This is a genomic window from Candidatus Bathyarchaeia archaeon (assembly GCA_038883335.1).
Lineage (GTDB): Archaea > Thermoproteota > Bathyarchaeia > Hecatellales > Hecatellaceae > JAVZMI01.
In genome coordinates this window covers 1-12,615 of record JAVZMI010000016.1, presented here as the reverse complement: position 1 = coordinate 12,615, position 12,615 = coordinate 1, and the positions used below count along the sequence as shown (strand labels likewise).

Genomic DNA, 12,615 nt, shown 5'->3' with positions numbered 1-12,615 from the left:
CAAACTGTGGCTTTCTCTCACTACAACAACCTTTCAGCTCAACTGCCTATTGACCCAAAAACTGGTAGATTGGTACCTGGCGGTGTAAAAGAGCAGGCTGAACAGTGCTTTAAAAACATCAAGGCAATTATAGAAAGCATCGGCCATGCCATGAGCGATGTTGTTAGAATCACTATATTCGTTAAGAACATCAAAGATATTGACGCTGTCGACGAAGTTTATAAAGCATTCTTCCCAACCTATGTTCCTGCACGGACAACAGTTGCAGTTGCAGCTTTACCTATGGATGCGTTGGTACAAATTGAAGCACTTGTTTCAAACGGTGAAGGTACAATTCCAAACGCACCACAAGCAGGCGACCTCATAAAGCTTACAAACAACACGGCAAATGCGCCAATAAGTCCTCTATATTCGCAAACTGTGGCTTTCTCTCACTACAACAACCTTTCAGCTCAACTGCCTATTGACCCAAAAACTGGTAGATTGGTACCTGGCGGTGTAAAAGAGCAGGCTAGACAGTGCTTAAAGAATATCAAGGCAATTTTAGAAAGCATCGACGTTCCTTTTGACGATATTGTTAAAATTACTATCTTCCTCAAAAACCTCTCAGATATTGAAGCCGTAAACGAAGTTTATAAAACATTTTTCCCAGACTCGGCTATCGCTAGGGCCGTAGCCTATTTCCCCGCACGGACAATAGTTGCAGCTTCAGCTTTACCTATGAATGCATTGGTACAAATTGAAGCAGTGGTGTCACATGGAGATGGTACACCCCCCCAAGCTGTTGAAGACAGGCATGGGATCATTATAGAAGCAAACAATACGGAAAACGCGCCAATAAGTCCTCTATCTACGCAAAGTGTAGCTTTCTCTCATTACAATCATATTTCAGCTCAACTGCCTATTGACCCAAAAACTGGTAGATTGGTACCTGGCGGTGTAAAAGAGCAGGCTGAACAGTGCTTAAAGAACATCAAGGCAATTATAGAAAGTGTCGGCCACGTTATGGAAGATGTGGTTAAGGTAAATATCTTCCTTAAAAATATCGCTGATATTGGTACTGTAGACGAAGTTTACACAAAATTCTTCCCAAGCGGCGTTCCTGCACGAAGAACAATTGGCGTATCAGCTTTACCTAACGATGCTTTAGTCCAAATCGATGCAGTTGTATCAAACGCTGAAGGAACACCTCCAAAAGCATAACAGCATTTTTTTATTTTTTCCATATTACGGCGAAATTATAAGAATTATATCTAACACCATTAGTTTTAGGCGTAATAGCTAGGCTGTTTCACGATTAGAGATAAGAATGGGAGTGTTGAGCATTATAACTACTCAGAGAGGGAGACCAGTAGCCATGCTCAAGAGTCTAGATGACGATTCTCACGTTAAAACTAGGCTCTGCCAATATGAAGCGGTCAATAACGGTAAAGGCGTCTATATTGCTAAACAGATTGTCCTCTCCAAGATTAAGGGACAAAACGGAATACTGGCGAAATATAATATGCAACCGCTAGGAGATAAAGCTCAGGTTATGGTTGAAAATATCGGTACGGCAAGCCTAGAAATGGCAAAAAGAAGGCTTACTTCGATTGAGGGAAAGTTTAGTGAGCTTTACTTCAAACAAATATTTGGTCTGTTCTCAGAGAAGTTGAGGCCTGACGCCCGTAAGAAGTTCAAAGCTTATGACGGCATAAACAACGCCTTCAATTTGGCTTATGAGGTCTTGTCGTGGAAGGTTCACAGAGCCTTAATCAGAGCCAAGCTAGAGCCTTATCTGGGCTTTCTCCATTCGGTTCAGTTTGGGAAGCCTAGTTTAGTTTGCGATTTTCAAGAGCTATATCGTTGCCTTATTGATGATTTCTTGATCCGATATTGTCGAAATCTAAAGCTGAAAGACTTCATGGTGAAAACCGAAGATTTGACGAGAAACAAGAGAGGAAAGAGGGTCTACTTGAACGATTCACAAACCCACGATCTAATGGAGAAGTTGAACGGGTTCTTTGAATCCAAAATTGAACTGTCGAGAATTAAGTTTGGTGAATCGCAGACCGTTGAGACCCTAATCAACGAAGAAGCATTGCTACTAGCGAAGTATCTGAGGGGCGAGCGAGAGACCTGGATGCCCAGGTTACCTAGCTGCCTAGAATGTTAGAATGCTAGAATTCCTAGGGTTTGTGTGTGTTTTTTATTTGTTTGTTTTTTGTGTTGAGAGAGAGTTAGTTAGAGAGAGTTAGATAGAGAGAGTAGGAAGGAGAGAGAATGTGGGTGGGAAGGAAGGAGTTAAAATTTAAGTCTAGGCGTATGGTTTAAACCTGAGAGGTCTATTCTAGTTTGGGCCCGTGGCGCAGTCAGGATAGCGCATCGGCCCTCTAAGCCGGGGGTCGTGGGTTCGAATCCCACCGGGCCCGCTATATCGCGGGTTAAACTTTTATGTTGGGCATTCATTTTTTGTAAGAATATATATGCCCTTCGAGAGCATGGAAAGCTTACCTATCGATGAGAAGTATAATGCGATAAAAACTGCTTGTAGGAAGTTAGGAAATAGAAGCCGATTTTTACACTGATTTAAAAAAACTACTAATTCTGAATCAACCTAAACAATAAATATACTAGCAAGAAGACATTTACACATGCGTCTTGTACTTCCAGCTATCGAATTGACGCAGACTAAGGACATAAGAGTATACCTGACTAAGTTAAGCGTAGAGCAAATTAAAGATCTAATAGAGAACAAACAGCTCATTCCTGATACTTACAATCCTGATATCAACATCCAACAGGGCTATCAAAGATCCCTAAACCCGAATAGGATGAGGCGGATACTCAATTTTCTGGAAAGTTGCCACAGTATCGTCCTGCCTGTCATGCCAACATCTATAGTATTAAATGTAAGAAATACAGCCTCGGAACCGCTCAAATTTAAAGATGGGAAGCTAATCATAGGTGATGACGCGACATTATATGTTGTAGACGGTCAACATAGAGTATGGGGAATAAAAGATCTCAAGAACTCGAAGTATGAAGCTCCCGTGACGTTAGTTTACGGTTTAGATGAATATCAAGAGGCGGCGCAATTCTTAGTAATAAACGGTACTCAAAAGAGAGTGGATCCATCCCTACAGCTCAGAGTACTTTTTTATGCCGAAGAAGCTCGAGTTGAAAAACTCGCAAGCGAAATCAAGGATGTAATTCCGTGGCAGAGGTGGAAGCTAGAAGCGTTAAAGATAGCTATAAAACTTGAAAACGACCCTGAAAACCCATGGTACAAGAAAGTTAAGGTGCCCAACGATCTATCTGATGAGTGGAAGCCTATTAAGGAAGGTAGCTTTGTGGATAGCTTCAGGTATTTGTCAAGCGAAGAAAATCCGATATCTCGAGTGCCAATTGACAAAAAAGTAGCACATCTAAAAGAGTACTGGAACACAATCAGAAAGCTATGGAATAAGGCATTTGAGGACGACTATCAAGAAGATTTTCTTTTAGTCGCCCCTTTCGGCGCCGGGGTTTTTAATACACTATTTCCAAGCGTGATGACTCTTAAGAATGTTTCCAATTCAAGTTTCGAAGACTTGTTGACCCCAATTGTAAAGATTTATCCGTTAAAAAAGTGGTCTAGAAGGAGGGGTGAGCTAGCAAATAGAGGAAGCAACCAGGCGGCCTTTCGTGAAGTGGCCACAGAATTTCTTACAACCATCAATCCCAGCCTTGATTACAGAAATCATAAAGAATATGATAAGATAAGAGGAATGAAGCACAACTTAAGGTGGCTCGTGGATAAGGGCTATGATATGCTATCTCCAATAGTCCTAAAGTCTGCCGACTACCTGAAAGATGATCGAGGTAAATTCAAAAAAGCTTGCTATGTTCTTGTTAACTTAATGAACAACGGTAAGATATCTGTTTACGTAGGTCAAAGCAGGAGCGTAGAAAATAGGTTAAGAGGTCATAGTAAGAAGTATAATTTATACCATGTTGAATCATGCGAAGATGACCAAGAGATGAAACAATTAGAGGGTACCCTGTGGCATCTTGTCAAACCGAGCGTTAGGGAAAACGAGAATCACCCTAACAGAGATTTTTGCCCTTTCTGCGAATGAGCAAAATCTGCGATTGATTGACATCCTTCTTTGAGGCTTCTGACGGCATGACTGAAAAAGGTACCGTAACAATATCGACGTGCTAGAACGCGCAATTCTGGGGAGGATCCAGAAAAAATTTAAACCGTGATATATAGGATTAAAATCCAACCGGGCCCGTTAAGTCATAATCCGAACTTAGACTCTCGCAGCGTTCTAATGTGGGTGTGCTTGTTGTGGGGGGTGATGCCTAGACTGGTTGGTCGTCATACACCTTCAATAAGGCTCTCCAATTTACTCCTATTATAACCAATATGATGACGTATCCGGCTAGGACGGAGAGGATGTAACCGATGGCTATGAAGCCTGCTCCTATCAGCAATGGCATAAACAGCATCTCCGCACCCTCCGCAAAGATCCCGAGCACGCATAGAACCAACCCCAGAAACACCTCCCTCCTCCACAGTCCATACCCCCCAGCAAAATCAGCAAACCCCAACAGCAACGTTAGAGCGCCAACCCCTCGATTAGTCTCAATAGGCGACGTTAACAGAAGCCCCCCGCCCAGGAGCTCAGTAGTCCCAATAACAAAAAAGATTATAGCCCCAATGGTTAGGCTCTTAGGCCTCGACGTACGTTCTCTCAAAGTTGCTAAAACACCTCTCGCTTAGCTTGGCCACACTCACACATCTTCACTCCTTCACTCTATAACCGATTGTTGACGTAGCAGATAAAGTTGAATGATACGAGCAGTTTAAGCGTTAAAAACCGGGTATAATGTGGCTCTCGTTGCCAAAGTTTTAATTCTCAATTCTCCCAGAACTTTGAAGTCGATGAATCGCGAGGATATCGGTTATTAAGGGAGTTGTGATACTATTGGTTGCAGTTACCGTTGGTAGGTTTCTAGGCGGAAAATGTCAGGGCTAATCATGGGGCGGCCAACCGTCAGAGATGAAGAGATACTGCGCATAATTAACTTCGAAGAGTCAAATCCGCATGTCATCCTAGGCCCACATAAATTTCGGTCCGAGGGTGAGGAGGTAGTCTCTGTCAGGGCTTATCTTCCAAGGGCAGCCAAGGCTTGGGTAAACACCGGGGACGAGAGTACTAAAAAACGCCTAGAGATGACGCCCATCCACCCATCCGGCTTCTATGAAGCTCAGCTACCAGCAAATTATATCACAGAAAACTACGTGATAGAATTTATAGATTTATCAGGTTACATTGAGATGCGAGAAGACCCTTACAGGTTTGAGCCTGAGATAACAAGTTATGACCTTTGGCTTCTTGGGGAGGGTAAACATTACAAGAGCTACGAGAAATTAGGGGCTCACATAGTCAACAGAGGCGGTGTGGAGGGGGTGAGGTTCGCGGTTTGGGCGCCGAATGCACAAAGCGTAAGTGTCGTGGGGGATTTCAACCATTGGGCCGTCGGAGTTCACCCTATGAAAGCACTCGGTGTCTCAGGTGTCTGGGAGTTATTCATCCCAAGGTTGAGGGAAGGGGAACCCTACAAATACGCAGTAAAGTCTAGGTTCGACGTTCGTGTGAGATTGAAAGGGGACCCCTACGCTTTCAGAGCGGAAGGAAGGCCTAGAACAGCCTCACTAGTTACCGAGTTGGAGGATTATAGGTGGGGGGACGATGGTTGGCTATTAAGTAGGGCTTCAAAGAACTGGCTCGAAGAACCACTCTCAATATATGAAGTCCACCTTGGCTCTTGGCGGAGGAAGAGCAGGGGAGAGGGGGCGAATTTTCTAAATTATAGAGAAATAGCAGACCAGCTTGTACCTTATGTTAAGGAGATGGGATTCACACACATAGAGCTTCTGCCAGTGATGGAGCATCCTCTCGATAGATCATGGGGGTATCAGATCTCATACTACTTCTCACCAACATCCAGATATGGGTCACCAAAAGACTTCATGTACTTCGTCGATAAGTGCCACCAAGAGGGGATAGGTGTCATATTGGACTGGGTTCCAGCGCACTTCCCCAAGGACGACTTCGCCTTAGCAATGTATGATGGCACCCACCTATACGAGCACTCTGACCCACGGCGTGGGGAGCATCCAGACTGGGGGACGCTGATATTTAATTACGGCAGGAATGAGGTTAAGAACTTTCTAATCTCCAGTGCTCTCTTCTGGTTGGATAAGTACCATGTAGACGGTCTCAGAATAGACGCGGTAGCTTCTATGCTATACTTGGACTACTCCAGGCGGAACGGTGAATGGCTGCCTAACAAGTATGGCGGCAGGGAAAATTTGGAGGCAATAGAATTCCTGAAGGAGCTGAACGAGGTTGTCCACAAGATGCACCCATACGCACTTATGATCGCTGAAGAGTCAACCACGTGGCTTGGCGTTACTAAGCCAACGTACTCTTCGGGGCTTGGGTTCGACTTTAAGTGGAACATGGGTTGGATGCATGATGCCCTTACATATTTCTCGAAAGACCCTATATTCAGAAGCTACCATCACAACATCATAACTTTTAGTTTGATCTATGCTTTCAGCGAGAACTTTATCCTAGTCCTCTCACATGATGAGGTAGTTTACGGCAAAAGGGCATTGCTGAGTAAGATGCCGGGGGATGAGTGGCAGAAATTCGCCAACCTTAGGCTTTTGCTCGGTTACATGTTCACACATCCAGGTAAAAAGCTCCTCTTCATGGGTGGCGAGTTCGGTCAATGGAATGAATGGTGGTTTGAGAGAGAACTCGACTGGGACTTACTTTCGAGGCCTCCCCACGCTAAACTACGGCTTTACGTGAGTGATCTAAACAAAATCTACCGTGAAGAAAAAGCTCTTCATGAATTGGATCATCACCCCTCAGGCTTCGAGTGGATAGACTGTAATGATACGTCTCAAAGTGTGATATCCTACCTGAGAAGGTCAAAGCATGGCGACCTCCTGGCTGTGGTGTGCAACATGACGCCAGTGCCGCGATGCAACTACAGGATAGGTGTCCCAAAAATGGGATACTGGGCTGAGCTACTTAACAGTGACGCGAAGGAATATGGCGGTAGTGGTGTGGGAAATCTGGGGGGCTTACACTCAGAGAACATCCCTTGGCATGGAAGGCCCTTCTCGCTGAATCTCACACTGCCACCCCTCGGTATTCTGGTGTTCAAGTTAGAGAATCGCTGGAAGTCTAAACCGTAGCCATTGGAGCTAGTCTGCCTGATAAAGTATATCTTCTCAGTTTACATTTGTGTGGAGTAGAGATGTTTATGAGGTTCCTCCGCGATTTTTTAGCCAATTATTATTTTTTATAAAGTTTGGGGTAGGAAGGATATGTTAAAGGAGGCTATGTTCTATGAGAGATCTGAGGGAAGGAGTGTTCAATGTTACCTATGCCCTCACCGTTGCAAGATCGCCGAGAATAGGAGAGGCATCTGTGGGGTTAGAGAGAACATAGGTGGGGCTCTCTATAGTTTAGTATATGGTAAAGCTGTGTCGATGGCAGTTGACCCGGTAGAGAAAAAGCCTCTCTTCCACTTCTATCCAGGCTCAGAAGCATACTCGATCGCGACTGTGGGATGCAACTTCCGGTGTGGGAACTGCCAGAACTACGAAATCTCTCAGATGCCGAAAGAGCGTGATAAGCGGATAGTAGGGGAGGATGTATCGCCCAGAGAGATCGTTGCTGCGGCAAAACGGTACGGTTGCAGGTCAATAGCTTACACCTATACTGAGCCGACCATATTCTTCGAGTACGCGTACGATACCGCGAAACTTGCACGTGAGGATGGCATATGCAACATCTTCGTTACGAACGGCTATATTACGCCTGAGGCGTTGAGAGCTATTGCTGGCTACCTGGATGCCGCTAATATAGACTTGAAAGGTTTCTCTGAAGAGTTCTATCTCAAGAATTGTGGCGGTCACCTGAATCCAGTCTTGGAAGCCATAAAGCTCTATAAGACTCTGGGGGTCTGGGTTGAGGTGGCGACTCTGGTAATCCCGACGCTGAACGATACTGAGGAAAACTTCAGGGGCATCGCCGAATTCATAAAATCTGTAGGTGTGGAGATTCCCTGGCATATTACACAGTTCTATCCAGCCTACAAGTTGGCGTACCTCCATCCGACCCCAATTATGGTCTTACGTGAGGCTAGGAGGATCGGACTGGAGGCAGGGCTGAGATATGTGTATGAGGGGAACGTCCCTGGGGAGGAGGGGGAGAACACCTACTGCTATAGTTGTGGGTGTATACTAATTCGCCGCCATGGCTACCAGATCATAGAGAATAAAATTAAAGAGTCAAGGTGTCCCTACTGCGCCGCTAAGATAGATGGCGTGGGAATTTGATCATTTAGAATCTGCGCAATTATTTGAAGCTAGCCGTAATTATGCTAATCCCACACGGCATCTTCTATCTACGCAATACTTCAAGATGGAAGACTAATATAAGGTATAGAGTTATATCATATCTTACTTAAAAGATCAAAGCCTGTGATATTCGAGATAGTTAGAACTAGTCAGGACAAGGTGGGGTACAAAGTGTACGTGCAAAATGTCTGCACAGATAAAATTAGAAAAATCCTATGGGTGGAAGAGGCCGACGTCCTCATAACGCAACACGATAGAGCTGTGAAAATCAGGACAGACGAATTGAACGGCGTAATCCGCATAATTGCGGAGGAGATAACGGGCCCCATGGCGTACTAAGCTTCAGATAACTGTACCACCGAGCTTTAACCCCTATACTTATCGAGTTCTAGTAGAGAACAAGAATTTGGAAATACAGAGTTGGGGAGGGTAAGTAGAGTTGGAGGAAGTAAGATACTGGGAACCTTACATCGAGTTAATGTCTAAGAGTGAACTTCAAGCCTTACAGTTCAAACGTCTTAAACGTATGCTCCGCTACGTCTACGAGAATAGCCCCTTCTACAAGCGGAAATTTGACGCAATGAAAGTTAAGCCTGACGACCTCAGAAGTCTAGATGATATAGTAAGGTTCCCCTTCACAACTAAGGAGGATTTGAGGCTGAATGCGTATCCATACGGGGGGGCGTTCCTCTGTGTGCCCCGTGAACAGATCATCTGTTGGCACATGACATCAGGAACCACTGGAACGCCAACGATCGCCCCATACACCTATAAAGACTACGAAGTATGGATGAACGTGATGGCGCGGAGCTACACAGCCGCGGGAGTTCGACCTGGCGACATTGTAATGAACATCTACGGCTATGGGCTCTTCACGGGCGGAATAGGATTTCATCAAAGCGCACACCTGGTCGGAGCTTCAGTAATCCCTTGGAGCGTAGGGCGGACTGAGGCGCTCATCAAGACGATGAGAGATTACCACGCCACAGTTATGACTGGAACGCCTTCATATCAATATTATATTGCAGAGAAGGTGAAAGAGATGGGGCTCGACCCAGAGAAGGACTTGGCGCTGAGGGTGACGATACCTGGCGCGGAGATGTGGACGGAACTTATGCGTAAAAGATTGGAGGAAGAGTTCGCTCTCAAAAAACGTGGAGGGGGTGCAAGAGACGTTTACGGCTCCACAGAGATGACAGGGCCTGGGGTGGGGCAAGAATGCATATACGAGAACGGCTTCCACTTTTGGGCGGATCACTGGTACCTGGAGATCATCGACCCTAAAACATTAGAGCCCGTTGAGCCCGGTGAGGAGGGGGAGATGGTCTTCACCCATCTGACGAGGGAAGGGATGCCTTTAATCAGATACCGTATTGGCGACTTAACAATCTTAGACGACGAGCCGTGCGAGTGTGGCAGGAAAGCTTTTCCAAGATGTAAAAGAATCCGTGGGAGAACTGACGACGTGATTCACTTTAAGGGTGTTAAGGTCTTTCCCTCCGCAGTCCAGGAGGCCCTATTTAAATTCCCCGAGATAAAGGAATATCAGATCATCGTGGATAGGACAAAATCGCTCCACGACATGATAATTAAAGTGGAAGTCTCACCTTATCCAAGCAATGAGAAGTCGTCTTCAGATCTGAAAGAAAAAGTTGAGCGGGAGCTTGCAAACATCATATTCGTTCGACCTACGGTTGAGATTGTCAGCCCTGGAACGCTTCCAAGGTATGAGGGTAAGTCAAAGCGGGTTGTCTTAAAGGAGCCAACTGCCTGTTAAGAGGTGTTGAGAGATGAGGAAACCCCCATATAGTGAAAAAGAGAGAATGGCTGAACTGCTGAAAGACTTGGAAAGAATCCTTAAGAAGGGATTGAAGCTCTCCGCGAAGGGTTGCTTCACCTCGCATAACCGCATATTTCTTCACATGATAAGCCACTTGGAGACACTGCAAGAAAGTCTCGCTTCCGAGAGGATAAAGCCTTAGCCAGATGAAAGAACGGTTAAGTTGAAAGATGAAACTCAACAGGTTCTGGCAGCCAAAAATTGAAAAAATGAGCTGGAAAGAGTTAGAGAGGCTGCAAGACAGAAGATTGAGATCTATCGTGAAACATGCATACGAGAATAGCGTCTTCTATAGACGGAGATTTAAGAGGGACAGAATAGATTATGAGTCTATCAAGTCCGTGGCAGATTTAACGAAGCTTCCACTCACAACCAAAGACGACCTCCGTGACAACTATCCTTTCGGGCTCTTAGCTACCCCTTTGGAAGATGTCGTGAGGATTCACACATCCTCAGGTACTACTGGAAACCCAACTGTCGTGCTCTATACTCGACGAGACCTGGAAAACTGGTCGGACTGCATCGCTAGATGTCTAACGATGACGGGAGTTGGAAAGGGCGACATCTTCCAGGTTATCCTAGGCTACGGCCTGTTCACAGGGGGGCTTGGCTTCCATTATGGCGCTGAGAAGATAGGGGCAACCGTTGTGCCTTCAGCTACAGGGAATACTAGGAGGCAGGTCAAACTCATGAAAGACTTTGGCGTCACCGCCTTCACTAGCATACCCTCATACGCCCTCTACCTTGCTGAGGTGGCACAAGAGCAGGGTGTAGATGTTGCCAATGACCTAAGTGTCAAAACGATAAGTTGCGGTGCCGAAGCTTGGTCCGAGGCTGTCAGGAAGAAGATAGAAGACCTGTTTGAGTGTAGTGTTTTCAACTCCTACGGGCTATCTGAAGCTTTCGGGCCGGGTGTAGCCTTTGAATGCGTTATGCAGGAAGGGCTCCATATCTGGGCTGATCAGTTTATAGTTGAGGTGATAGATCCTGCGACCTGTGAGAGGGTTGAGCCTGAGGAGAAAGGGGAAATTGTCTTAACCACCTTGACAAGAGAGGCCATGCCTCTACTTAGGTATAGAACGAGGGATATCGCAGCCATACTGGACATAGAGACCTGCGAATGCGGTAGAAGTCACCCAAAAATTTCATGGATCAGGGGGAGGACAGATGACATGGTCAAGGTTCGCGGTGTAAATATATTCCCAAGCCAGATTGAGCATGTGTTGATGAACGAGGAAGGGGTTGGTAATAACTATCAGCTCATCATTACCGAGGAGAAACATATGGATCGGGTTAAGCTGAGCATCGAGACTGCGGAGAAAATCGTTCAAGAGGAGACATTGCGTGCTCTGAGGGAAAAGTTACAGAGAGATCTGGAGAGCACCCTCGGAGTGAATATCCAGATTGAACTTGTAGAGCCTCGCTCCATCCCAAGAGTTGAGGGAAAAGCGCAACGTGTACTGGATTTAAGAAGGCGGTGAAGACCACGATAATTGACCTCCACACGCACGCATTCCCAGACGAGCTTGCGGAGAGAATCACTAAGGCGATAGTAGACCGCTACGGCATCCCTAACCTATACCCCTGCACCCTCGAAGGTTTGCTCGGTACAATCTCAAAAGCCCGTGTTGATTCGGCGGTAATTCAGATCTTTGCAAACTCTCCAAAGAATGTCCACCGCCTTAACGACTGGGGGGCGGAGGTAACGAGAAATTACGCCCCGAAACTGTACTGTTTCGGGACAGTCCACCCAGATATGCCTGACCCAGAGTCGGAGATGGAGAGAATATGCCGGTTAGGCTTAAGGGGAGTAAAGTTCCAGCCTACTGCTCAGAGATTTTACCCCGACGACCGGAAGCTCTTCAAGATCTACGAGAAAGCCGAGAAGCTGGATCTGCCTCTACTATTTCATGCAGGGGAAGAGCGTGGTCCTGTTGAGGTCTTGTACACTCATCCTAAAAGATTTGTTCAAGTTTTGGGATCGTTCCCAAGGCTTACCTTAATACTCGCGCACATGGGGGGCTACCGCATGTGGGAGCATGTGAGGGATCTCTCAAACTATAAAAAGGCATACTTCGACACATCAGCCGCGTGTATTGAGCTTGGTTCAAAGGAGCTTCTCGAGCTTATAGACATCCTTGGCAGGGATCGAGTCTTGTTTGGGAGCGATTTTCCATGGTTTGAATATGAGAAAGCGATGGAAGCCATACTAAATCTTGACATGCCTGATGAAGATAAAGAAAAAATTATGTATAGAACTAGCTCTAAGGTTCTGAAAATTCAAGCGTCTCCCAAGATGGTTATTAACTAACTGGATGAAATTCTCTCAACTTCGCTATCTAATGACTTGGCTGCTAGT

The 12,615-nt window shown here is 45.7% G+C and carries 11 protein-coding genes and 1 tRNA gene; 11 read left to right on the top strand and 1 reads right to left on the bottom strand.

All coding sequences use genetic code 11. The annotated features are described in order from the left end of the window. From QXJ75_06520 to QXJ75_06505, 4 genes are all read left to right on the top strand, one after another. A partial coding sequence (locus QXJ75_06520) for a RidA family protein (GenBank protein ID MEM3737714.1) occupies positions 1-1,203 on the top strand: 1,203 nt, incomplete at its 5' end. A 115-nt stretch (positions 1,204-1,318) separates the two neighbouring features. Continuing rightward, positions 1,319-2,155 carry a CRISPR-associated endonuclease Cas1 gene (gene cas1 / locus QXJ75_06515; GenBank protein ID MEM3737713.1) on the top strand — a complete coding sequence of 279 codons (837 nt, stop codon included), beginning with the start codon at positions 1,319-1,321 and terminating at the stop codon, positions 2,153-2,155. A gap of 181 nt (positions 2,156-2,336) precedes the next feature. Further along, positions 2,337-2,411: transfer RNA gene (locus QXJ75_06510), tRNA-Arg, on the top strand. Between the two features lie 222 nt (positions 2,412-2,633). After that, positions 2,634-4,100: a DGQHR domain-containing protein gene (locus QXJ75_06505; protein ID MEM3737712.1), complete on the top strand. Its 1,467-nt coding sequence runs from the start codon at positions 2,634-2,636 to the stop codon at positions 4,098-4,100. A gap of 229 nt (positions 4,101-4,329) precedes the next feature. Here the strand turns inward: QXJ75_06505 and QXJ75_06500 are convergent, their stop codons facing one another. Further along, positions 4,330-4,725 carry a hypothetical protein gene (locus tag QXJ75_06500; GenBank protein MEM3737711.1) on the bottom strand — a complete coding sequence of 132 codons (396 nt, stop codon included), beginning with the start codon at positions 4,723-4,725 and terminating at the stop codon, positions 4,330-4,332. A gap of 268 nt (positions 4,726-4,993) precedes the next feature. Between QXJ75_06500 and glgB the strand changes: the two genes are divergently transcribed. The 7 genes from glgB to QXJ75_06465 all read left to right on the top strand — a co-directional run bounded on the left by glgB (position 4,994) and on the right by QXJ75_06465 (position 12,567). Continuing rightward, positions 4,994-7,246, top strand: coding sequence for a 1,4-alpha-glucan branching protein GlgB (glgB, locus tag QXJ75_06495; protein MEM3737710.1), 2,253 nt, complete (start codon positions 4,994-4,996; stop codon positions 7,244-7,246). 132 nt (positions 7,247-7,378) lie between these two features. After that, entirely contained in the window at positions 7,379-8,395 is a 1,017-nt protein-coding gene (gene amrS, locus QXJ75_06490) for an AmmeMemoRadiSam system radical SAM enzyme (GenBank protein ID MEM3737709.1), read from the top strand. A gap of 180 nt (positions 8,396-8,575) precedes the next feature. After that, a complete protein-coding gene (locus QXJ75_06485; protein ID MEM3737708.1) occupies positions 8,576-8,755 on the top strand; it encodes a hypothetical protein in 180 nt (59 codons plus the stop codon). 139 nt (positions 8,756-8,894) lie between these two features. Next, positions 8,895-10,193, top strand: coding sequence for a phenylacetate--CoA ligase (locus tag QXJ75_06480; GenBank protein MEM3737707.1), 1,299 nt, complete (start codon positions 8,895-8,897; stop codon positions 10,191-10,193). Between the two features lie 13 nt (positions 10,194-10,206). Beyond that, on the top strand, positions 10,207-10,398 hold the full coding sequence (locus QXJ75_06475; protein ID MEM3737706.1) for a hypothetical protein: 192 nt from the start codon (positions 10,207-10,209) through the stop codon (positions 10,396-10,398). A gap of 28 nt (positions 10,399-10,426) precedes the next feature. Then, the gene (locus QXJ75_06470) at positions 10,427-11,737 is read left to right on the top strand and encodes a phenylacetate--CoA ligase (protein MEM3737705.1); all 1,311 of its coding nucleotides are present in this window, start codon (positions 10,427-10,429) and stop codon (positions 11,735-11,737) included. Continuing rightward, the gene (locus QXJ75_06465) at positions 11,734-12,567 is read left to right on the top strand and encodes an amidohydrolase family protein (GenBank protein ID MEM3737704.1); all 834 of its coding nucleotides are present in this window, start codon (positions 11,734-11,736) and stop codon (positions 12,565-12,567) included. Before QXJ75_06470 ends, QXJ75_06465 begins: the two co-directional genes overlap by 4 nt. Positions 12,568-12,615 lie beyond the last annotated feature (48 nt).

Excerpts from the sequence above, each read along its gene's own strand:
- QXJ75_06505 (MEM3737712.1), top strand. The coding sequence starts at position 2,634 with ATGCGTCTTGTACTTCCAGCTATCGAATTGACGCAGACTAAGGACATA.
- glgB (MEM3737710.1), top strand. The coding sequence starts at position 4,994 with ATGTCAGGGCTAATCATGGGGCGGCCAACCGTCAGAGATGAAGAGATA.
- amrS (MEM3737709.1), top strand. The coding sequence starts at position 7,379 with ATGTTAAAGGAGGCTATGTTCTATGAGAGATCTGAGGGAAGGAGTGTT.
- QXJ75_06480 (MEM3737707.1), top strand. The coding sequence starts at position 8,895 with ATGTCTAAGAGTGAACTTCAAGCCTTACAGTTCAAACGTCTTAAACGT.
- QXJ75_06475 (MEM3737706.1), top strand. The coding sequence starts at position 10,207 with ATGAGGAAACCCCCATATAGTGAAAAAGAGAGAATGGCTGAACTGCTG.
- QXJ75_06470 (MEM3737705.1), top strand. The coding sequence starts at position 10,427 with ATGAAACTCAACAGGTTCTGGCAGCCAAAAATTGAAAAAATGAGCTGG.